Genomic DNA, 22,087 nt, shown 5'->3' with positions numbered 1-22,087 from the left:
AGTCTCAAAAGGAGACCACAATATATAGTGTTTTTACTTGCCAAGGTTTTTGCCCACTCCTATTGGTGGGCGGACCTAACCCTAGAGGAGGTCTCATGTATCTTCAATCCCTCGAAATGCTCGGCTTTAAGTCGTTCGCGCCGCGAACGATTTTGAATTTCCATCGCGGCGTGACCGCCGTCGTGGGTCCGAACGGCTGTGGCAAATCGAATGTCCTCGACGCTATGCGTTGGGTGCTGGGTGAGCAATCTGCAAAAGCGCTCCGGGGCGGGGAAATGTCCGACGTCATTTTCAGCGGTACGGACAGCCGTCAAGCGCTGGGTATGGCCGAGGTGTCGCTGACCTTTGCCGAGTGCGAAAAAGAACTCGGCGTGGACTGGAACGAAGTCTGCATCACCCGACGCGTCTATCGCGATGGGAAGAGCGAGTATTTTCTCAACAAGACCCCCTGTCGCCTCAAGGACATTCACCAGCTCTTCATGGATACGGGTGTGGGCCGCAGTGCCTACTCCATCATGGAGCAGGGAAAGATCGATCTCATCCTGAGCAGCCGGCCGGAGGATCGTCGCGCCATCTTTGAAGAGGCGGCTGGTATTACCAAGTACAAGGCCCAAAAAAAAGAGGCCCTCCGCAAACTGGAGTATACCGAGGCCAATCTTCTCCGCGTCCAGGATATCATCAAGGAGGTGCGGCGCCAGATCGGCTCCCTTCAGCGGCAGGCTTCCAAGGCTCGCCGTTATCAGTCCTTCATGCAGGACCTCCGGGTTTTTGACGTCCACCTTTCGCACAAGAACTATCGACAACTCTCCGAGGAACTCACCACCATCCGCCAGCAGCTCGACCAGGGCGAGTCGACCCGCGGTGTTCATGAGACCGAGATCGCACAGCAGGAGGCAGAACTCTCCGGCTACCGTGCTCGTATTGACGAACTCGACGGCCAGATGGGGGAGTTGCGAGAGAGCATCCAGAATCTCCGCAATCGGGTTTTTTCCGCCGAAAATCGTATCTCGACGAATGCCGAGCGGTGCGAAGAGGCGTCGACCCTGATCGATCGCCATCGCCTCGACATCGCGGCAGCCGAGGAAAAAATCCGCGCCCAGCAGGAGCAGATTGAGCAGACCGACATTCTGCTGGAGCAGATGATCGCTACGCTCCAGGATCATGAAACCACGCTGAACGAGCATACGGATCGCGTGCGGATGGCTCGCGAGGAGCGCATTGTCGCCGAGCGCCAGATTCAGGAGATCAACTCGGAGATCTCGCGGCACGAGGGGCGTCTCGGCTCGCTCCGTAATGACATTTCCGCTGCGGCAGGACGCCGTGAGGCAGGAGAAACCCGTCTCCGCCTGTTGCAGGGTGAGGCAGAGGCTGCCGCCCAGGCCGTCGGCGAACTTCAGGCCCGCCTGGAGGAAATCCGCCATCGCGAAGAGGCCTCGGTTCACACCGTCGAGTTTTCCCAGATCGAGCAATCCGAGGCCCAGTCTGCCTATGAAGGCGCTCAGTTGGCGCGGCAGAATGCCGAGAATGCGATGAATGCCATCTCCCGCGAGGCTACGGGCATTGAGTCCCGCCTCGAGGTGCTCCGCCAGCTGCAGGAGCAGGGCGAGGGGTACGATGAGGGCACGCAGACCGTCCTGCGCGGCCTGGACGATCCGAATTTTTACCGTCCCGCCATTCAGGGTGCGCTGGCAGACAATATTCAGGTCGAGCAGCGCTTCATTCCTGCCATCGAGGCCGCCCTGGGTTCCTCGCTGCAGGCGATTATCTTCAAGGATTCCATGGTCGCCGAGGCGGCCTTGGCGACACTCGCGGGAAAAAAGCTCGGCAAGGCTGCACTCATCCCGAGCGAGTGGATTCGCCCGAGTGAGCAAAAGGGCGACATCCTCCCGGAGGGTGCGATTACTTGGGCCTCCTCCTGCGTAAATGCGGAGGGCGATGCCCGCGCTTTTGCGATGGCTTTGCTCGCCGATATCGCCGTGGTTGAAAACCTGGAAGCTGCGTTTCGAATCAAGGCGCAGCATCCGTATCTCGGTGTGGTGACGCTGGCGGGAGAACTGATCACTCGTGACGGTATCGTGCGAGGTGGTGCCTCGGGGGAAAATTCCGGACAGTCAACGCTGGTACGCAAGGCCCAGATCGCGGAACTCGATGAAGCCCTTACGCTGGTCATTCAAAAGCTGGAGGTGCATTCCAACACACGTTCCGAGGCCATGCAGGCGCTCGACGATGCGCAGGATCGCTTGCTCGCCTCGCGCGATGCCTTGCAGCGTGCTCAGGTGGAAAGCGCCGCCATCCAGAACGAAAAGAAGCTGGCGGAGCGTCAATACAGCGACCTTGAGACCCGTCGCGAATCCTTTGCCCGCGAGACTGTACAGTTGAGCGAATCGCTCCGCGCCAGCCTCGCCCACGTGCAGAACCTCGAGATGAACATTGCCGAGGTCGCGTCCACCATCGAGCAGGCCCGGGTGCGCCGCTCCGATGCTGAGAATAACATCCTCATCGTACGCGAGCGCGAAAACGTCGCCGTCGAGCAGTTGAACGAGGTGCGCGTGCGCGTGGCTACCGAGCGCCAGCAGCAGGAAAATCTCAGCCGCCAGCGCGGCCCGATGTCGGCGCGTCTCGCGGAGCTCGCCGAGCTTCTCGATGCCCGTCGACAGGATATCTCCAACTACGAGGCTCGTATTGACTCGCTCCAGGCGGAAAGCGCCACCCTGCAATCCTCGATCGGGGAATGGCAGGAAGAGGTGATGTCGCTGGAGACACAGGGGGCGGCACTCGTCGCGGCTCGCTCGGAGGTTTACGGCGAGGCTGAGGCTATCGAAATCGCCCTCCGCGCCGCTCGGCAGAATCTCGTGCAATTGCAGGAGCAGCGTGGCCGCCTGGAGGTTCGTATCGCCCAGGTGGAAATGCGCATGGAAAATTTGCGCAACCATGTGTCCCAGCGCTACCAGACGGACCTGGAGGCTTTTGAACCCGACGCCTACGGTCTTGTCTGTGCTTATCGTGAGCGCATCAAGAAGCGGAATTCCGGAGGCGATGTTGCCGCGGTAGATGGTGGCGAGGTTGCTCAGGAGGCCCCGGCCCCGGAAGCTCCATCGGAGGAATCTCCGGAGCTCCCGACTGAGCCTCAGGAACCGCTGAACTGGGATCGCATCGAGGAACTCGTGGCCGAGCTGACCGAGCGTATCGACTCGATGGGTCCGGTGAACCTGGAAGCCATTCAGGAGTACGAGGAACTCGAACAGCGCCAGAATTTCCTGGAGAAGCAGAACGAGGATCTCGTGAACTCCAAGACGGAGCTGCTTGAGGTCATTTCCAAGATCAACCGCACCACGAAGGAACTCTTCGCCGAGACGTTCGTGAAGATCCGCGAGAACTTCCAGTTCATGTTCAACGAACTGTTTGGTGGTGGTCGCGCGAATCTCATGCTCATGGATGATAGCGATCCGCTCGAGTGCGGTATCGAGATCATCGCCAAGCCTCCCGGTAAGCAACTCCAGAGCATTTCGCTGCTTTCCGGCGGCGAACGCACCATGACGGCCGTGGCCCTTCTTTTCGCCATCTACATGGTGAAGCCCAGCCCGTTCTGCGTGCTGGACGAGATGGATGCGCCGCTGGATGAGTCAAACATCAGCCGATTCGTCAAGATCCTCGACCGCTTCGTCGGCCAGAGCCAGTTCGTGGTCATCACGCACAACAAGCGCACGATCAGCCGCGCCGACATGCTGTATGGTGTGACGATGGAGGAGCATGGCGTGAGCAAGCTCGTGAGCGTCAAGTTTACCACCAAGGAGGAGAGCGCGGCGAAGGGCATCGAACAGCCCAAGAGCGTGGCCGAGGTCTTCGGCAAACACGGCGACCTCCAGAGCGAGCGCGAACGAGCCGAGTTTGGAGCCGCGACCGACGGGAAAGCGGAGGACTCCGCGGCTTCGGTGCAGAGCAATGTGCTCGTGGCTGATGAAGAGTCGGAGGAAACGGCTCAAGTCGATCTCTCTGCTGGCGCGGAATCCGAGAATAAGGACTCCCCCGAGGAGGAGACGGTTCTGGTTGATCTATCGGCCGACCCGGTTGACGATGCGCAGGTGGTTGAGGAAACCGTATTGGTAGACCTTTCTGCTGAGCCGCTCGGTGAAGAGCCCCAGGAAAGCGTGCTGGTCGACCTGTCGGCAGAACCTGCCTCGGTTGAGCCAGAGGCCGAGGAGACCGTGCTTGTGGATTTGTCCGCAGCGCCGGTCGGAGAGCAGTCGCGAGAGACTGTCCTCGTCGACCTCTCTGCCGAGCCGGAAATCGAAGAGACGGTGCTTGTTGACCTGTCTGCCGATCCTGCGGGAGAAAGTGCCAATCGGGAGAATCCGGATGACAAACCAGGAACGATTTCCTAGGAAATCGTTATGATCATCCGACTTATTCTTCTTTGTTCTACGTTGGCCCTGGTCGCATGTAGTGGTCCGGGCGGTCCGGCTCAACGAGCTGGCCGTAGTGTCGACAATGCAGTTTACGATGTCGGCTCCGGCATTGAGAATGTCGGCCAGAAAATCGAGCGAGCCGCCCAATAGACGGCTCGCCCTGCGCCTGTTCAGGCGTTGGTCAATGACGGAGCGGAGTTCTTGCGAAGCCACTCCTCATAAGCGATAGGGGAGATCTCGGAGGGTTTGATTTCGCTGCGTCCTCCCCAAAAGACATTGGTATAGGTAACCGGGATGCTGGCCTCCTCGAGGTGGCGATCGATCGCGGCCTTGTGCTCGAGCACGCGCTCGCGATCGGTGCCGTGGGCCACGGCCATGATGTTGACATTATTGAATTCCGGACCTCCATCGCGCCAGTAGCAGTGGGTCAGGACCTCATGGCGGCCGACTTCGCTGCCAGCCTCGATCTCGCGGCCCGGGGGAACAGCCCAATGAAAGAGCGCGTTGAAGCGGGTCACCCGCGCTCCGCTCTGGTTTGGTTTGACATGCTCCAGGAAGGTGGAGAACCGGCCCACCAGCTTTCTCGCGGCGAGGGATTCTGCGACGGCGAAGAACTCGTCAAGGCTCACGCCTGCCTCGGCGGCGCGTTTTGTCCAGGCGGGTTCGCAAATCTCGTCCGGGGCGAATTCCCTTTTGAGGACGGTCAGGATGCGCCACTCGTGGTCGGTCAGCTTGATCGTCTCGACCTTGTGCATCTTGGCGGGACCTTCGCAGCGGTCGCCGGGCTGGATCTTGGAGCGGCGGACATGGCCGACGCCGAGAGCGAAAATCCCCTTCGCTGGCATGAGGCGATAAGCATCCGCACCCGTGCGGCGCATCAGGATTTCGCAATGCGCATCGAGGGAATACCCTGCCGGCACCTTCAGTGTGGTCCAAAGTTTGAACGCCTTGCCCGGAATGTTCGCCTCAGTGGACCGAACGACGACGTGCCCCGTGTAGGGATCGTTTTGGAACATGTCCTCAAATGCGGCGTCGAGCTGACTCTCAGGTACTCGCCACGCCACAAGCGCGCCTTCGGCGAGGTTGGTGGCGAGGAGGGTCTGGCGGACCCGGCGAATCGTTCCGGCGGCCAGCATGGTACGAATGCGCTCCAATACGGTGTCGAGAGGAAGGTCGCAACGATTGGCGATTTCCTGGAAAGGTTCCCGGACGAATCCCGTGATTTTATCCTCGGAGACGGAGAGAATCTTCGTATTGACGGGATCGGTATGCTCGATGGGAATCATAATATTTTCTAATAATGCGCACAAGAAAGCCAGAGTGCAAGGTCTTTGACCTGCCAATATGGTGAGCTAATGTGCCTCGGCAATGGTAGAGAAAATTGAGACGCTCCTCCTGCTCCTCGGCCTTGTCGGGGTGCTCTCGGTGGTTGCAGAGAGGTTGCGTTTTCCCTTTCCCATCCTGCTTGTCATCGCCGGTCTGGGTATCGCCTTCTTCCCCAATCTCCCGTTGGTGAAGCTCGATCCGGAGCTGGTGCTCATCATCTTTCTGCCACCCCTCATTTTCTCGGCGGCATGGAATTTCCCGTGGGAGGATTTTCGGGCGAATCTCATTCCCATCTTCGCCCTCGCGATCGGACTCGTCTTGGCCACGATGGTGGGGGTGGGGTATGCTGCGCACTGGATCATTCCGGGCATGACTCTGGCGACTGGATTCGTCCTCGGGGCGATTGTCTCACCACCGGATGCGGTCGCGGCCAATTCGGTGCTGAAGAATCTCCGGGTGCCCAAGCGTCTGTCGACGATCCTGGAAGGTGAAAGCCTGATCAATGACTCCAGCGGGCTGGTTGCCTATCAGTTCGCCGTGGTTGCGGTCGTGACAGGATCGTTTTCCCTGTCCCAGGCGGGCGGGGATTTTGTCTGGGAGTCTCTGGGAGGCGTGGCGTTTGGCTGGGTTGTGGGCTGGGTTGTTGCGTATGTCCATCGAGAGCTCTCGGATTCGGCTGTCCAGGTCACCTTGACCATTTTGACTCCCTACATCGCCTATCTGCCGTGCGAGCATTTTGGCTGCTCCGGCGTGCTGGCCGTCGTCACTGCGGGCCTGCACCTGGGACATCACGCCTGGGAAACTCTTTCACCGGAAAACCGACTCCAGCGGGAAACAATCTGGCGGTTCATTGACTACCTGCTCAATGGCATCGTTTTTATTCTTATCGGTCTCCAGTTTCCGGCAATCTGGGCGGGCCTGGCGGGCGATTGGAATCCCGTGATTCTCATCCTCCTGGGTATCGGAGTTTCCCTGGTCGTGATTGCGATCCGGTTTGCATGGATTTTTCCCCTCGCGCTTCTCCAGCGGATACTTTTTGCCGAGGTGCGCCGACAGGAGCGCTTGCCGTGGCGGGAGTTGATCGCGGCCTCCTGGGCCGGGATGCGGGGGGTGGTTTCCCTGGCCGCGGCGATGGCGCTGCCCGAGACCACGGCCACAGGGGAGCCGTTTCCCTTCCGGCATCTCATCCTTTTCCTGACCTTTTCGGTGATCTTTGTGACCCTGGTTTTTCAAGGTCTCTCCCTGCCTTGGTTGATGCGCAAGCTGAAGGTCGAGGAGGAGGCCGAGACTTATCTGGGTGAGGCCCGGGCCCGGCTCGCCATCATGCAGTGGCTGGTGGATCAGATCGAGCGGATCATCGCCACCAAGACCGACGAGGCGGAAAAGGCCTCACTGCGTCTATGGCGGGACAACTATGCGCAGCGGGCGCATCACCTGCAGATTCGCATCGAGTCTCCGCAGCTTCAGACGGAGAGCATATTCGATTGCGACATGACGGTTTTCCCGGAGTTGTTTCAGAATATCCGTCTCCGCCTTGCCGAGATGCGTTCCCGCGGAGAGATCTCCGAGGAGATGCGCAAAAGGATTGAGTATGATTTCGACCTGGAGGATCGGCGTCTCCACCGTCTCATCGGACGGTATGCCCGGTCCTCAGCTCCGAAGCGGTGATCGCGTTGAGGTGGGACGCGACTGGGTGCGGCGTGAGGTAAATGTCAATACAAGCACCCAGAAGGTCTGGATAAGCGCGGCAACGGGGATTTGCAGCTCGGAGTGAACGAAGTAAACCAGAGAGACCCCGGGAATCCAGATCATCCAGCCGGCGACTTGGGAGGGAATCGCCCGGTCGATGATGAATGAGAGGCTGAAAATCTCTCGCGCTGCGGGAGCTAGGCGGAATCCGGCGTCGCGCCAGATGAAATAGGACAAGGTAAGCGGGAGGCAGAGGAACGGGCTGAAGATAAACTGATCCACCACCATCTTTGTCAGGACTATGCCGAGGCTGTCGCCCGGCCCGAACCATGCCATTTGCAGGCGATAGAAATAGTCAACCAACATCCCGATGCACCCCCAGAACGGTGCGGCGGTGAGGAAACTCCAGAGGTTGGCGCGGGTGGCGCGCCCGTCTTGAAAGAACGCGACGCGAAGCAACTCCGGAAGAAAAGCCGCGGCGATGACGTAGGAGACAAAGGCAAAACGGTACCCGGCTTCTCGCTTGATATCGGCAATGTTGGCCAGGAAGTGCCGGGTGCCTTCATGACTGATATAAAGGCAGAAGAAAACCAGCATCAGAGCCTGAAGGAGCAACCCCGGTAAAAGATTGGCCTTGGCGCCAGCGGTGGCTTTGTGGACAGCGTCTCGGAAATTCATTGGGGCCTTTCGAGAAAGACGACTTTGTTCCGGCGCCGCGCATGCCACCCGCCGGGTAGGTTCACTTTGGCTGGTCCCTCGATATCGAGCAGGCCGAGGACGCGCTCGATTTCCGCGAAGCCCGGTTCCGGGACATTCTGTTCGCGAAGCCAGCGCAGGATCAGGCGTCTGCGGAGCGCCTTTGGCATAGCCCGTAGTTCCTCACATGCCAGAGATTCCGCGGGAGCGGGAACGAGCGTTTGCATCCACGCCTCCTCGTCCTGCAGGATGATCGAAGTACGCAGGATTGCCTCATCGATATTTGCGCTGAAGAGTTTTCGTAAATGGGGCAGTGCATCCCGCCGGATTCGATTTCGCGTATGCCGCGTGTCTTGATTACTGGCATCCTCCCGGAAAGGAATGCGGCACGACGTGATATAGCCGGAGATCGATTCGCGACGGATTCCGAGCATGGGTCTGTGAAGGATAAACTCGGCTTTGCCGACTCTCAATGGCGTTTGTGAGCGCATTCCGCCCAAGCCTGCTGTCCCCGTACCCCGCAGGAGATTCAGGAAGACAGTCTCGATCTGGTCGTCCGCGTGGTGGGCGAGAAAGACATCGTGGCATTGCTCGGACCGGCTACAGCGGGCGAGAAACTCGTGCCGCATCTGGCGGGCGGCTGCCTCCAGCGACAAGCCTCGGCTCTTTGCTTCGAGATCCGCCTGACAGGACTCGCCGAGAAAACGATAGCCAAGCTTTTTAGCCGCTTTCTCCACCAGCCGGGCATCAGCGCGGGAGGCCGCTCCTCGGAGGCCGTGATCAAGATGACAGACGACGAGATGACGAAATCCCAGCGCTCGGAGTCCATGCAGCAGCGCCATGGAATCCCGGCCTCCGGAAACTCCGATCAGGTACTTGCGGCGGGGGGAGTAGGCATCCACTGCCGCCGAGAGATCTTGGAGGAAATCAGGAGATGCGTTGTCCGCCGAAGTAGTCATGCAGAGGCTCGGGCAGGAGCACGGAGCCGTCGGGTTGGAGACCGTTTTCCAGCAGCGCCACGTAGAGTCGGGCGAGGGCAGTGCCCGAGCCGTTCAGGGTATGGCAGAAGCGGTTTTTCCCATCGTCGCCCTTGAACCGCAGGTTCATGCGCCGAGCTTGGAAATCCTCGAAATTCGAGCAGCTGGAGACCTCCAGATATGCATTCTGGCCAGGCGACCAGACCTCGATATCGTAGGTCTTCGCCGAGCCAAAGCCGATGTCTCCCGTGCAAAGCTCGATCACTCGGTAATGCAGGCCGAGGAGCTGGAGCACGCGCTCGGCGTCTGCGGTCAGGAGTTCCAGCTCTTCGCGCGACTTCTCTGGCGTACAGATCTTGACCAGCTCGACTTTGTCAAACTGATGCATGCGGATCAGCCCGCGCGTACCCAACCCGGCCGATCCCGCTTCACGGCGGAAGCATGGCGTATAGGCCGTGTACTTGATCGGAAGGACCGATGTCTGCAGGGTTTCCTCGCGGTGGAGGTTGGTTACCGGAACCTCGGCCGTGGGAGCAAGGTAGAGGTCGTCCCGGTCGATGCGATACAGCTGTTCCTCGAATTTCGGGAGTTGCGAAGTGCCGACGAGGGCCTCGGGTTTCACGACGTACGGAGTGCTGATCTCCGTATAACCGTGATCGCGGGTGTGGAGGTCGAGCAGGAAGTTCAGCAGTGCACGCTCGAGACGAGCGCCGACGCCGGTATAACAGACAAACGCGCTGCCACTGATCTTGGTCGCGCGTTCCTGATCGATCAACTTGAGCCGCTCGGCGATGGCCAGATGATCCTGAGGATTGGCGATGGAGGGCTTTTCGCCCCAGAGGCGTAGGACCGGATTTTGCTCGGCGGTCTCACCCACCGGCACTTCCGGTTGAGGAAGATTGGGCAACACGAGCAGCAGGTCCCGCTGGCGGCTGTCGAGTTCCGTCGAGAGCTGGGCGAGCGTTTGCATCTCGGCGGCATGCGTCTTGACCTGGGCCTCGATGGCCGAACTGTCCTGTCCCTGGCTGCGGAGCTTGCCGATCTCCTTGCTCAGGCGATTGCGATCAGCCTGGAGGTTCTGGAGCCGGGTTTCGGCTGAGCGGCGTTCGGCATCGATGGCGAGCAGCTTGTCGATGTGCTCGGAGAAACACGTCCCTCGGGTGGCGAGACGGTCTTTGACGGCTTGGGGCTGTTCGCGGAGCAGGCGGAGATCGAGCATGAAGAAATTGGCTTGGAGAGCATTTGACTGTGGTGCTTCTTCGGTTTCGTGTAAATCTCCTTCAGAAGTATGCCGGTTCAATTTCGCGACTACTACCAGACATTGGGGGTCTCCAAGACCTCCACCCAGGACGAGATCAAGAGCGCTTTCCGCAAGCTCGCCCGCAAGTTTCACCCCGATACCGCCGAGGACAAGAAGACGGCGGAGGAGAAATTCAAGGAGATCAACGAAGCTTACGAAGTGCTTGGAGACCCGGAGAAGCGGGCCAAATACGATGAACTAGGCGCCAACTGGCAGCAGGGCGGCTACGCGCCGCCCCCACAGGGCCAGACGTGGCAGCAGGCGTATGGCCGCGGCGGCGACGCCGGAGGTGCGGAGTTTCATTTTGGCGGTACGGGATTCAGCGACTTCTTCGAGCAGATGTTCGGCGGTCGGCGAGGCGGCGGGTTTTCTCGCGGTTTCTCTGGCGGCTACGATTTCGATGATGGCCCGTCGCGAGGTCAGGACGTCGAAGCCGACCTGCTGGTTTCGCTCGAGGAAGCCTTTCATGGTTCAACGCGGCAGATTTCGTTCCGCCGCGGCGATACTGGCAAAATCCAAACCTATACCGTGAAAATCCCGCGTGGAGTCCGTGAGGGGCAGCGTATTCGGCTGGCAGGACAAGGTTCCGAGGGACAGGGCGGCGGGGAATCGGGAGATCTTTATCTTCGTATCAAGTTCCAGAAACATCCGGACTACGAGGTGCAGGGGGAGGATCTGGTTTACGAACTTGAGATTCCAGCTTACGACGCCGTGCTCGGAGCGGATGTGGAACTGCCTACCCTGGAGGGTCGTGCGCGACTGCATGTTCCTCCGGGAACTCAAAGCGGCCAGAGATTCCGGCTTTCTGGCAAGGGATTGCCGGGCAGAGGAGGAGCCCGTGGGAACTTCTATGCGGTGGCTTCGATCACCGTGCCGAAGAACCCGTCCGATGCGGAAAAGGCGATCTGGAAGCAACTAGCAGACCTCTCGCGATAACTGGACGGATAAACAAAAAGCGCCCTCACAAGAGGGCGCTTTTGAAAAAAGAAACTGTCGGAAACCGCAGGACTAGGATCCAGCGGAGGACGGAGCAGGCTGGTTTCCCGTGGCTCCCGGATTGCTGTTAGACCCGCTGCCGCCACCCGAGGAATTCGGGAGGGGAGCCGCGCCGATACCTGTGTCGGAGCCTTGGTCGCCACTTATATAGCTGTCAGCGAGTTGATCGGCAATGGTGTAACGCGTGTTGCCGCTGGTGTCGCTATTCTCGTCGATCTTGATGTTATTGTCCTGAGCGACTTTATCGAGGGTCGCGATGAGAGAGGGAATCCCTCCGACACCTTCCTTTGCACCGTTGAGGATGGCGGCCTTGGTTGCGACCGTGCTGACAGACGCGATCGCCTTGTCGACCATTGCCGGTACGACTGCGGGCTTCAACGTGGCGGGTACGGCTTTAACCGCAGCACTCACGATCGGCTGGGCGGCAGCCGGATAGGTTGAAACCACTGCTGAAACGACAGCGGAAACTACCTTGGCGGCGGCGGTTGGGTTGCTGGATAGCGCTGGGTTTGCCGTGACAGCCTTGATTGCTTCACCCGTGAAAAGCGGTGCGAGCGAGGGGTACTGGGCGATGACCCCGAGAACGGCCTTGGTCACCGCTTCCGGATTGGTCGCATCGACTCCGGCCAGAGCCTTGGCGAGCTCGGCTCGCTGCTTGTTCGTCAGCGAAGTTTGGGCGGGAGCCTGGGTTTGTTGCTGCTGCTGTTGACCTTGCTGCTGGGCAGAAAGGGGAGAGACAGCGGCAACTGTCACCAGTGCGGTGGAGAAAATGACGGTGAGACGTTTCATGAAAAATTGTCCGCGTTTTTCAGAATGTTCCAGATGGAGGCCAGCAAAGCAAGCCCAATCCCCTCTCAAAACGACCGCTTCAGGCGATCTTTGCCCAGTCTGTTTCGTTGAAACCGACGAGATAGCCGGAATCCAGAACCACAAATGGACGTTTTACCAGGTTTCCGTTGCCAGCCAGCAGAGCTATCGCCTCAGCCTCGGAGAGGGAAGGGAGCTTTTTGGATAGCTCCATCTCTTTGTAATCGCGTCCGGAGGTGTTGAAAAGCCGCCGGACTTCTCCTTTGTAACTCTGAAGTGCCCCCTTGAGCTCTTTTTCTGTGGGCGGATGCTCCCGGATGGGGATTTCCTCGAAGGCCACGCCGTGATCACGGAGAAACCGAACCGCCTTTTTGCAGGTTCCGCAGCCCGAGTAGGTGTAGGCCTTCAGGATTTTCACTTACAGATCACGCAGAAATCCAAACGCCTTGTCCCCGAACTGAGGCAGCCCTTCGTGGCCGTAGTCGGGATAAACGATGGATTCTTTCTTCGCCGAGATATTGTTGAACGCGGCGAACTGCGTCGAGGGCGGGCAAATCGTGTCCATGAGGGTGATCGCCATGAGCACATCCGCCTTGATGCGCGGCGTGAGGTTCTTGATGTCGATGTACCCCAGCTTGTTGAAAATCTCGTCCTCACGCTCGTGGAGCGGATCGAAATGACGGAAGAACGTACGGAGTTCCGCGTAGGCGTCCTTGTACAGATCCATTTCCCAGATGCGACGGTAATCCGACAGGAACGGGAAGACGGAGACGCACTTCTTGATGCGGGGTTCGAGCGCCGCGCAGACGAGCGAAAGCGCTCCGCCCTGGGACCCGCCGAAGGTGGCAACGCGCGAGGCGTCCACCTCCTCAAAGCTCATGATGACGCGGGCCAGTTGCGCCGTATCGAGGAAGATACTGCGGAAAAGAAGCTTTTCCGGGGCGTCGTCGAGACCGCGAATGATGTGGCCGTGATGAGTGTTTCCCTTCACAGCGCCGGAATCCTCACTCTTTCCTCCCTGACCGCGACAGTCCAGAGCCGCGGCGACAAATCCCTCGCCGACGTAGTTTAGCTTGTCGGCCCACTCGCCACTATTGCCGGTGTACCCGTGGAAGTGGAGGATGGCCGGGAGCTTGCCCTCGCGCTTTTTGGGGCGCAGGTATTTGGCGTAGATCCGCGCTCCGCCTACGCCCGTGAACCACAGGTCAAAGGCTTCGGCATTGCGAGGATCGATCTCCTTCGAGCGCTCCAGCTTCGGCGCGGGATCGGTGGCGTCGAGTTCGGTCAGAGCAGCGTCCCAGTATTCATTGAAGTCACTGGGGCGCGGCGAGATGCCGTAGTATTCCTTGAGATCGGCGAGAGGCTTGTCGACGAGAGGCATGGCCAGAGAGGGCTGATGATGGGTTAGCGGACCTTTAGCAACTCAACTTCAAAGATTAGCGTCTCGTTGGGTCCGATGTCCGGACCGGCGCCAAAGGGGCCGTAGGCGAGCTGGGACGGAATGAAAAACTTGTACTTGGCGCCTTCCTTCATGAGTTGAACGCCTTCGGTCCAGCCGGGAATTACGCGATTGAGCGGAAACTCGATCGGCTCGTTGCGGCTGTAGGAGCTGTCAAACTCCTTGCCGTTCAGCAGGGTGCCGCGGTAGTGGACGAGCACCGTATCGGTGGCCTTGGGCTTTTTGCCCGTGCCTTCCTTGATCACAGTGTACTGGAGACCGCTGGACGTGGTGACCACGCCTTCTTTCTTTGCGTTTTCGGCGAGGAACTTCTTGCCTTCTTCGAGTGCGTTTTGAGCCATGGTAGGAATGATGGAAACTGCGAGTGCCAGTGCGATGGCGATAGGGGTGAAGCGCATGGGAGCGAGCTTTATGGCAAATGCCTTCCTGCCGCGCAATACGGTTCGTTAAGTGATTTGCGGATAAGACGGAATGCGAGTGCCTTTTTAGTACGTGCCTCGGATGAAGGGTTCCACCTCGGTCTTGTAGTACCGGGCGAGGCGTGCGTGCAGCGACTCCGGAAGCTCTGGCAGGCGGGAAACGGAGGCGTTTTCGCGTGCCTGGGCGGGCGTGCGGGCGCCGGGGATCACGACGGTGACCTCGTCGTGGTCGAGTATCCAGCGCTGCGCCATCTGAACCATCGTCAGACTTTCCGGGACGAAGTGCTTCATCTCGTCGGCGAGTTCCACGCCCTTGTCGAATGGGATGCCCGCAAAGGTCTCGCCCACATTGAAGGCCTGGCCGTCGCGGTTGAAGTTCCGATGATCATTTTCCGCGAAAAGGGTGTCCTTGGTGAACTTCCCGGAGAGCAGGCCGCTGGCGAGTGGCAGGCGGACGATGATGGCGATGCCTTTCGCCTTCGCCGCCGGGAGGATCGTTGTCTCGGGAGTCTGCCGGAAGATGTTGAAAATGATCTGGAGGCTGGCGAGTCCGTCCTGCGCGAGGCAGAGCGAGGCCTGGGCGGTATCTTCCACACTTGCTCCAAAGTGCCGGATCTTGCCCTCGGCTTGCAACTTTCGGAGCCAGTCAAAGATGTCTCCCTGTCGTAGGACTTCCACTGGGACGCAGTGGAGTTGAACCAGCGAAATCGTCTCGACCCCGAGCCGCTGGAGTGAAGCCTCCAGGGCGGCGCGTACGCCGGCTTCCGTGTATTTGTCGGGATAAAGGTCGGAGGTGCGGCCGAGTTTGGTCGCGATGAAGAAATCGGACCCGGGGCGGGATTTCAGAAACTTGCCGATGAGCTCCTCACTGCGTCCCGTGCCATAAACGTCGGCGGTATCCAGGAAGTTCACCCCGGCATCCGCTGCGGCAGCGAGGATCTCCAGGGCTTTTGCTTCATCCAGATCGCCCCAGGCGTTGCCGCTGAGTTGCCAGCAGCCGAGGCCGATTTCCGAGACCTTCTCGCCGCCCTTGCCAAAGGTGCGGAATTTCATGGGAGCGGTGAGGGGGAGACTTTCTTCACGATCGAGTCGGAACATGGGTAAAAACTATTTGAGTGCGGCTTCCACTGCGGAGATGACGGCTTGATCGTCGGGTTTCGTCTTGGGTTCGAAGCGGGCTATGACCTCGCCATTCCGGCCGATCAGGAATTTCCCAAAGTTCCACGCGATGTCGCCGGGGAATTTTGCGTCCGGTCCGGTCAGAGCGGCAAAGAGCGGGGCTTTTTCTGCTCCGAGGACATGGACCTTGGCCAGGATGGGGAAGGTGACGTTGTAGCGAGTCGAGCAAAAGGAAACGATTTCCTCGTTGGTTCCCGGCTCCTGTCCGGCGAAGTCATTGCAAGGGAACCCCAGAATGGTGAATCCCTCCGGGCCGTACTTTTGCTGAAGGGTTTCTAGGGCGGCGTACTGTGGAGTCAGGCCGCACTTGGAGGCGACATTGACCACGAGTAAGACCTTCCCGGAGTAATCGCCGAGTTTCGACGTTTTTCCGTCCATCGTTTCAAACGGGATTTCCTGGAGCGTGGAGGCAGGGAGCATGGACAAGGAAAAAAGGAATATCGAAGCTGCGGCGAGGATTTTTCTCATGCGGTGAGCCTTGATCATGGGGGAGGTGTCAAGGCGTCTGAGACGGTTCGCCGGGGATGGCGAAGTCGGGATTTACCAGCCAGAGACGGTGGTCGTAGTCCGCTTTTTTGATAAATCGGGCGGAACCATCTGCGAATAGGTAATTCGATCCGTTGTCGTAGAGTTCGAGGTTCAGGACATCGACATGGTTGCCGTTTTTTCCCTCCAGCATATCCATGTAGAAATGGGTGCTTCCCGCCTTGGGTGTGCCGAGGAGGATGACTTGTGAGGGATGGGATATTTGAGTGATGCGTACCTGGACCGTGGTGTCCTGGTACGCGCCGACATCGTTATATCCATTCATGATGTAGCTCGTGTTGTTCCGGGAGTTGGAGAGGAGTAGCTCCCGATCGGAGCGGTTCACATTGCCGTCGCCTACCGCGGCGTAGACCTTGATGTCATCAAGATAGTCCGCAAGGATGCGCGGCCACCGGTCGGTTGCACCGGTGGTCCGTTGCGGCAATACCCCGTCATGCTCATTGGCATAGAGGTGAAACGCGACGCCGATCGCTCGCATATTGTTCAATGCGGTTGAGCGCTGGGTCATCAGCCGCAACTGGGGCCAGTTGACCATCACGAGCGCGGTTAGTATGCCCACAATGGCAATCGTGATGAGGAGTTCCACCAGGGTGAAACCGCTCACGGCGACTCTGCGAAGATGCGTACGCACGTGCCCTGCGATATCATCCTGCTTAGGATCATTCAACATAGGGAGGGTACTCGTCAGCGGGTCAGGCTTGTCCGTCTGGCCTGGAGGACTTACTTTTGCAGGATGGACCCGGAGGCGGAAGATCGGTTGATCCGGCGGTGGCTGGTTGGTGGAGCTTGTCTTTGCGTGGTGGGCCTCATCGGGATGATTGTGATCTGTACGGTCCTCATCGCGACGGATTTCAACCTGCTCAACTGGCTGGAATAACTTCCACCCGGCCATTCCATTCCTTGTCGAGAGCTACACAAAGACACCCGCCGAGAATGATGACGATTCCGGAGATGTAGACCCAGAAAAGCAGCAGCATGAGACCGCCGACTGCACCGTAGATTCCGTAATTCAGCAGGTGCGGAAGATAGTTCACGAAGGCAATCTGGCATGCCTGTAGCGCCAGCGTCACGATGACCGCGGCCAGCCAGACCTGGCGAAAGTACACCCGGCGGCGTGGTGCCAGCATATAGAGGAGGCTGAAGCAGTAAAACAGCACGAGTCCTCCCAGCAGGTACCGGGACAGATCCAGAGCCATGGAAGCGAGGCCGAGATTGAACTGGGGATAATAATGGAGCACCCACTGCTCGGCACCGATCAGGATGTTTCTCACGGCCTGCAGGACGGCGGGAATCAACAGACCGACGAAGAGTGCACTGCCGATGATGAGGAGCATTAGCAGGTTCTTCAGCGGGACCTGCCACCATGGGATTTCCACCGTATGCCATGCCCGGTTCACACCTCGGACTAGGGCTTGGAAAAAGCGTAGCGAGCTCCAAAGCAGGATCGCCACCGAAATCGCGCTTACCCCGCCGCGGGCCTGTTCCAGGCGATGGACATTTTCCCAGATGAATTTCTGCTCCTGTGCGCTGATGGGCAGGAAGCCCTTGATCGTCTCCACCACATCGGTCGTCCCGAAGAATGCCGATCCGGTCGTGAGGATCAGAGCGCAGAGCGGGAAGATGGAAAATAGGACGTAGTAGGCGAACGAAGCGGCACGTTGCTCGCCATCGATCTCGCTGTAGAGGTGAACGGTATTCATCCCCGTGCGACCTCCAAAGCGCAGGCCATTGCCGATTCGCTTCCCCAAAAAACGATCGATTGAGCGGTTCAGGCGTTGCAACAGCGGTTCCATGGATTTGGCGTGAGAGCTTGGGCGATGAGTAATCTTTATCTCCCGGTGCGAAAACGAAAATCAGGCTGCTGTAACAAGTTGTTTGCTGGAGCAGGCTCGGTATGATGGGAGGATGTTGTCAGCACGGTTTCTGTCGGAAGGCGATGGCGGTAAACGCACCCCCCTGCGTTCGGAGGTGAAAGTCGAGGATACCTGGGACCTGAATCCGCTCTATACGAGCGACGAGGAATGGGAGAAGGATTTTGCCGTACTGCAAGCGGAGTTCCCGAAGGCAGCGGAATTTCGAGGCAAGCTTGCGGAAGGAGCCTCGAAGCTTCGGGAAGCCCTTGAGTTTGAAAAGACGGTCGATCTTCGCGTCGAGCGGCTCAACCAATATGCGGCGCTCAAGGTCACCGAGGATAGCTCAGATGCGGGCGCGCTCTCCCGTGAAGCCCGTCTCGATGGTTTGCTCGTACGGGTGGGGGAGGCCTTTTCCTTCTTCCAGCCTGAACTCCAGGCGCTTTCCGACGAGGCCTACGAGGCATATCTTGCCGATCCGGTGCTGGCGGAGTGGACGATCCCGCTGCGCAAGTTGCGCCGACTGAAGCCGCACACGCTCACCGCCGCCGAGGAGCGCTTGCTTGCGCTCGGCTCCGCCGCGACGCGCGGACATCGCGACACCTTCTCTCAGTTGACCAATGTCGACATGAAATTCGGCTCGCTACGGGATAGCCGGGGGCAGGAACGGGAACTGACGCAAAGCTCGTTTTCCTCGTTCCTCCAGGATCGCGATCCGGCGGTGCGCAAGGAGGCGTTTCACAAATTCTACGCCGAGTTCCGCGACCACCAGTATACGGTGGCTTCCTCGCTGGCGAATTCCGTGCGCGCGGATGTCTTTTACGCTCGCGCTCGCAACTATCCGTCGGCTCTCGAATGCGCGCTCTTCTACGACGACGTGCCGGTGAGCGTGTACGACAATCTCATCGGCTCGGTGCGCAATCACCTCCAGCCGCTCTATCGCTACTTTGCCCTGCGCAAGCGCGTGCTGGGTCTCGACGAGATTCATCACTACGACACCTACGTGCCAATGGTCGGCGACGTGCACACCGAGGTGCCGTGGGACGGCGCGGTGGAAAAGGTGCTCAGCGCTCTCGTGCCGCTCGGCGACAAATACCGCGAGGTGCTCGGCCATGGCCTGCGCGATGGTCGCTGGTGCGACCGGTACGAGAACAAGGGCAAGCGGAGCGGAGCCTTCAGCTATGGCACGTACACGAGCCCGCCGTACATCATGATGAATTACAAGGCCGACGTGTTCTCCGATGTCTACACGCTCGCCCATGAGGCCGGCCACTCGATGCACACCTGGTACTCCCAGCGCGCGCAGAGCTTTCAGAATTACCACTACCCGATCTTCCTCGCGGAGGTGGCGTCGACCTTCAACGAGATCCTCCTCACCGAGCATCTCCTGAAGACCACGGACGACCCGCGCATGCGCGCCTATATCCTCAACCGCCAGATCGACGATCTCCGAGGCACGCTCTACCGGCAGACGATGTTTGCGGAGTTTGAGAAGGCGATCCACGAAACCGAGGAGAGCGGCGACGCACTGACTCTGGATACGTTCCAGAAGATCTATCGCGGATTGCTGGAGGCGTATTTCGGTCCCGACTTTGCCCTCGATGAGGAGCTCAACCTGGAAGGGCTGCGCATCCCGCATTTCTACGGCGCTTTCTACGTCTATAAATACGCCACGGGCATCTCGGCGGCGGCGGCGCTGGCCGAGCAGGTTCTTGCGACGGGCGACGCCTCGAAGTATCTGAACTTCCTCAAGAGCGGCGGCAGCCGGTTCCCGATTGAGACGCTCGCTGAGGCTGGGGTGGATATGTCCACGCCCGCGCCGGTCGACGCCGCGCTGGCGCTCTTCGAACGTCGCGTCAACGAACTCGAAACCCTGCTCAACGCATGAACGAACCGGCCGTCTGGACGAATCGATCCCCGGGAGACCTGACCGTCTCTCTGCCCGAGGCGCATTCCGGCAACGTGGAGGCATCCGTCTCCCGCGCTGTCAAAGCCTTCCCGGAATGGAGGCGCGCCAGTCTGGACGACCGGATCACGGCTCTCAAGGGAGCGCAGGAGGCGGTGAAGGCGCGGCAGGAGGAGCTTGCCGTGCTGATCGCAACGGAGATGGGCAAGCCGCTGCGCGAAGCCCGGATCGAGCTTGGTGCAGTCATTGCCAAGTTTGACCTCACCTTTGAGGACGCTCGCCGCTACATCGGGGAGGAGGCGGTGGAAAAGGGGCCGCACCCGGCGGTCGTACGGCACCGCGCTCGCGGCCCGGCGGCTGTGATCTCGCCGTTTAACTTTCCCATCCATCTCGGCCACGGCGCCGCGATGGCTTATCTGGTGGCAGGGAATACCGTGCTCTTCAAGCCCTCGCCGCTGGTCGCGACGACCGTGGCGGCTTACGCAGAGGCAATGCAGAGCGCATTGCCGCCCGGCGTATTTGAGTTGGTGCAAGGATGGGGCGCGATCGGGCAGGCGGTATGTCTGCATCCGGCGGTGCGCTCGGTGTGCTTCACCGGCTCCGTGCCTGTCGGCAAGGCGCTCGCTCGGGACTTGGCCGAGGATTATTCCAAGTCGGTCGCACTGGAGTTGGGTGGCAAGAACGCCGTTATCGTCCTGAGTGACGCCGACCTGGCGCTCGCCGCCGAATGCACCGCCGACGCAATGTGCCTGACAACCGGCCAGCGATGCAACGCGTCCAGCCGTGTCTTGGTGGCTCGCGAGGTGGAGAAGGATTATTGCGAACTCCTGAAAGCCTCGCTTCAGCGGTATCAACCCGGGTATCCGCTCGACGAAACCACCATGCTCGGGCCGTTGGCGACCGAGCGCTCCGTTCAGCGTTACTCCGGTTTCCTGGCCGAGCGTGCCGAGTGGATCGTTCCCGGCGAGGTCCTGCCTCAAATGAATGGGCATACGGGCTATTACGTTCGTCCAGCGGTCGCGAAATTTGCCTCAGGGGTTTCGGATCAGGAAATGTTTTGCCCTATCGTGTCGTTGCAGACCTTTGACGGTGACGAGGAACTGGTTGCCCTCCATGACAGCGTGCCCTTCGGCCTCACCGCCTCGATCTTTACCGCGACGGAGGAGAGTTTCCGCGAGATCGGCGACCGGCTGGAGGTGGGAAATCTGTATTGGAACCTGCCCACGACATTCTCGCCATCCACTCTTCCTTTCGGCGGCTTCGGTGCTTCCGGCAATGGGAAGCCGGGCGGGCGTGGGTTCGTGCGCTTTGCCGTCGATGAGCAGGCGGTGCAGTGGAGGGCGGCGAAATGAAACGCGGCTTCCTGGAAAAACTCATCGAGCGCATCCGGCTGGTGCAGCCCGGCGATGTACAGAACTACCTCGTCGAGATCGCTCGCGAGAAGGGGTTTCTTGAGACGATCTTCAACGCCATCCTGGAGGGTGTGATCGTGACTGATCCCTCGGGGCGCATCATTTACCTCAATCGCGCCGCCGCCGGATTCTTCGGCATCAGCGTCGAGGCCAGCCTGGGCGAGCTGCTGGGCCACGCCGTACGCGGACTCGATTTCGAACAGCTTTCCGCCGGCGGAGGAGTCATTAGCCGCGATCTGGAGGTTTTCTATCCCGAGAACCGGCATCTGAATTTTTACACGGTTCCCCTGATGAGCGAGGACAGCCCCGATGAGGTCGTCGGACACGCCATCATCTTACGTGACATCACGCAGTATCGGCGCGAGACGCAGGAAACCATCGAGAGCGAGCGCTTTTCCGCCCTCACACTGCTGGCCGCCGGTGTGGCCCACGAGATCGGCAATCCGCTGAACTCGCTCGACATCCACCTGCAGCTCATGGAGCGGCGGCTGCGCAAGCTGCCCTCGCGCTCGCGCGGCGAATTCGAGGAGTCGATCAACGTCGCCCGGCAGGAGGTGAAACGCCTCGATCACATCATCACGCAATTCCTTCGCGCCATCCGACCCCAGCCGTTGACCCTGAGGCCCGATAGCCTGAACGCGATCGTCGAGGAATCCGTCTCCTTTCTGCAGGCGGAGATCCGGGATCGGGACATTCTGGTCGAGGTGGACCTGGATCGCTCGCTGCCGACGCTGGGTGTGGACCGCGACCAGATCAAGCAGGCGTTTTACAACATCATCCGCAACGCCTTTCAGGCGATGAAAACAGGCGGCATCCTGCGCATCCGGTCCGGAGCGGATGAGACGCACCAGTTTATTTCCTTTGCCGACAGCGGGGGAGGGATTGCGCCCGAGAATATCACTCGCGTCTTCGAGCCGTACTTCACGACCAAGCAAAGCGGCTCCGGTCTGGGCCTGCTGATCGTGCGCCGCATCGTGCGGGCGCATGGCGGCGAGGTGATCATCGAAAGCGCGCCGGGGCAGGGGCTCACGGTGACGATTCGGCTGCCGAGCGGCGACAGGCGGGTTCGATTCCTGGAGCAGGGGAGTCCAAACGAGGCCAAGTAAGAGCTTGGCGAGA

The 22,087-nt window shown here is 59.7% G+C and carries 19 protein-coding genes; 7 read left to right on the top strand and 12 right to left on the bottom strand.

The features are described 5' to 3' along the window. The first annotated feature begins 95 nt into the window (after positions 1 to 95). On the top strand, positions 96 to 4,382 hold the full coding sequence (gene smc, locus TSACC_RS13845; RefSeq protein ID WP_075079838.1) for a chromosome segregation protein SMC: 4,287 nt from the start codon (positions 96 to 98) through the stop codon (positions 4,380 to 4,382). A 194-nt stretch (positions 4,383 to 4,576) separates the two neighbouring features. Here smc and TSACC_RS13840 read toward each other — a convergent pair whose 3' ends face one another. After that, positions 4,577 to 5,692 carry an Lrp/AsnC family transcriptional regulator gene (locus TSACC_RS13840; RefSeq protein ID WP_075079837.1) on the bottom strand — a complete coding sequence of 372 codons (1,116 nt, stop codon included), beginning with the start codon at positions 5,690 to 5,692 and terminating at the stop codon, positions 4,577 to 4,579. 82 nt (positions 5,693 to 5,774) lie between these two features. Here TSACC_RS13840 and TSACC_RS13835 point away from each other — a divergent pair, with 82 nt between their 5' ends. Continuing rightward, positions 5,775 to 7,400 (top strand): Na+/H+ antiporter, encoded by a 1,626-nt coding sequence (locus TSACC_RS13835; protein WP_075079836.1) that lies wholly within the window; start codon positions 5,775 to 5,777, stop codon positions 7,398 to 7,400. Here the strand turns inward: TSACC_RS13835 and TSACC_RS13830 are convergent. From TSACC_RS13830 to serS, 3 genes are read right to left on the bottom strand one after another with little or no spacing between them, the layout of a single operon-like run. After that, complete coding sequence (locus TSACC_RS13830; protein WP_075079835.1) at positions 7,383 to 8,099, bottom strand: hypothetical protein; 717 nt, start codon at positions 8,097 to 8,099, stop codon at positions 7,383 to 7,385. The two genes, TSACC_RS13835 and TSACC_RS13830, sit on opposite strands and share 18 nt — an antisense overlap. Then, positions 8,096 to 9,076: a tRNA lysidine(34) synthetase TilS gene (gene tilS, locus TSACC_RS13825; protein WP_075079834.1), complete on the bottom strand. Its 981-nt coding sequence runs from the start codon at positions 9,074 to 9,076 to the stop codon at positions 8,096 to 8,098. The genes TSACC_RS13830 and tilS overlap by 4 nt, the downstream gene beginning before the upstream one ends. Next, positions 9,045 to 10,313: a serine--tRNA ligase gene (serS, locus tag TSACC_RS13820; RefSeq protein ID WP_075079833.1), complete on the bottom strand. Its 1,269-nt coding sequence runs from the start codon at positions 10,311 to 10,313 to the stop codon at positions 9,045 to 9,047. The genes tilS and serS overlap by 32 nt, the downstream gene beginning before the upstream one ends. A gap of 69 nt (positions 10,314 to 10,382) precedes the next feature. Between serS and TSACC_RS13815 the strand changes: the two genes are divergently transcribed. Beyond that, the gene (locus tag TSACC_RS13815) at positions 10,383 to 11,330 is read left to right on the top strand and encodes a DnaJ C-terminal domain-containing protein (protein ID WP_075079832.1); all 948 of its coding nucleotides are present in this window, start codon (positions 10,383 to 10,385) and stop codon (positions 11,328 to 11,330) included. A gap of 72 nt (positions 11,331 to 11,402) precedes the next feature. Here the strand turns inward: TSACC_RS13815 and TSACC_RS13810 are convergent, their stop codons facing one another. The 7 genes from TSACC_RS13810 to TSACC_RS13780 all read right to left on the bottom strand — a co-directional run bounded on the left by TSACC_RS13810 (position 11,403) and on the right by TSACC_RS13780 (position 16,431). Then, positions 11,403 to 12,179 (bottom strand): hypothetical protein, encoded by a 777-nt coding sequence (locus TSACC_RS13810; protein WP_075079831.1) that lies wholly within the window; start codon positions 12,177 to 12,179, stop codon positions 11,403 to 11,405. A 79-nt stretch (positions 12,180 to 12,258) separates the two neighbouring features. Further along, a complete protein-coding gene (locus tag TSACC_RS13805) occupies positions 12,259 to 12,615 on the bottom strand; it encodes a Spx/MgsR family RNA polymerase-binding regulatory protein (RefSeq protein ID WP_075079830.1) in 357 nt (118 codons plus the stop codon). Further along, entirely contained in the window at positions 12,616 to 13,578 is a 963-nt protein-coding gene (locus TSACC_RS13800) for an alpha/beta fold hydrolase (protein ID WP_075079829.1), read from the bottom strand. It abuts the gene before it with no gap. Between the two features lie 23 nt (positions 13,579 to 13,601). Further along, positions 13,602 to 13,997, bottom strand: a complete 396-nt coding sequence (bamJ, locus tag TSACC_RS13795) for a BamJ family beta-barrel-assembly machinery protein (protein ID WP_075080750.1) — start codon at positions 13,995 to 13,997, stop codon at positions 13,602 to 13,604. 144 nt (positions 13,998 to 14,141) lie between these two features. After that, the gene (locus TSACC_RS13790) at positions 14,142 to 15,128 is read right to left on the bottom strand and encodes an aldo/keto reductase (RefSeq protein ID WP_075080749.1); all 987 of its coding nucleotides are present in this window, start codon (positions 15,126 to 15,128) and stop codon (positions 14,142 to 14,144) included. Between the two features lie 54 nt (positions 15,129 to 15,182). Then, positions 15,183 to 15,722 carry a glutathione peroxidase gene (locus TSACC_RS13785; protein WP_084400626.1) on the bottom strand — a complete coding sequence of 180 codons (540 nt, stop codon included), beginning with the start codon at positions 15,720 to 15,722 and terminating at the stop codon, positions 15,183 to 15,185. Positions 15,723 to 15,750: 28 nt separating this feature from the next. Next, positions 15,751 to 16,431 (bottom strand): type II secretion system protein, encoded by a 681-nt coding sequence (locus TSACC_RS13780; RefSeq protein WP_237763977.1) that lies wholly within the window; start codon positions 16,429 to 16,431, stop codon positions 15,751 to 15,753. Positions 16,432 to 16,533: 102 nt separating this feature from the next. On the opposite strand from TSACC_RS13780, the gene TSACC_RS22140 reads away from it, so the two are divergent. Continuing rightward, positions 16,534 to 16,677: a hypothetical protein gene (locus TSACC_RS22140; RefSeq protein ID WP_169809644.1), complete on the top strand. Its 144-nt coding sequence runs from the start codon at positions 16,534 to 16,536 to the stop codon at positions 16,675 to 16,677. Here the strand turns inward: TSACC_RS22140 and TSACC_RS13775 are convergent. After that, the gene (locus tag TSACC_RS13775) at positions 16,661 to 17,593 is read right to left on the bottom strand and encodes a YihY/virulence factor BrkB family protein (RefSeq protein ID WP_075079827.1); all 933 of its coding nucleotides are present in this window, start codon (positions 17,591 to 17,593) and stop codon (positions 16,661 to 16,663) included. The genes TSACC_RS22140 and TSACC_RS13775 overlap by 17 nt on opposite strands. A gap of 112 nt (positions 17,594 to 17,705) precedes the next feature. On the opposite strand from TSACC_RS13775, the gene pepF reads away from it, so the two are divergent. From pepF to TSACC_RS13760, 3 genes are read left to right on the top strand one after another with little or no spacing between them, the layout of a single operon-like run. Continuing rightward, positions 17,706 to 19,538 (top strand): oligoendopeptidase F, encoded by a 1,833-nt coding sequence (gene pepF / locus TSACC_RS13770; RefSeq protein ID WP_075080747.1) that lies wholly within the window; start codon positions 17,706 to 17,708, stop codon positions 19,536 to 19,538. Continuing rightward, positions 19,535 to 20,908: an aldehyde dehydrogenase family protein gene (locus TSACC_RS13765; protein WP_075079826.1), complete on the top strand. Its 1,374-nt coding sequence runs from the start codon at positions 19,535 to 19,537 to the stop codon at positions 20,906 to 20,908. Before pepF ends, TSACC_RS13765 begins: the two co-directional genes overlap by 4 nt. Next, positions 20,905 to 22,074 (top strand): two-component system sensor histidine kinase NtrB, encoded by a 1,170-nt coding sequence (locus TSACC_RS13760; protein WP_075079825.1) that lies wholly within the window; start codon positions 20,905 to 20,907, stop codon positions 22,072 to 22,074. The genes TSACC_RS13765 and TSACC_RS13760 overlap by 4 nt, the downstream gene beginning before the upstream one ends. Positions 22,075 to 22,087 lie beyond the last annotated feature (13 nt).

The organism is Terrimicrobium sacchariphilum, assembly GCF_001613545.1.
In the GTDB taxonomy this organism is placed as follows: Bacteria; Verrucomicrobiota; Verrucomicrobiia; order Chthoniobacterales; family Terrimicrobiaceae; genus Terrimicrobium; species Terrimicrobium sacchariphilum.
The sequence above is the reverse complement of the archived record's forward strand: the minus strand, read 5'-3'. Positions and strand labels throughout refer to the sequence as shown.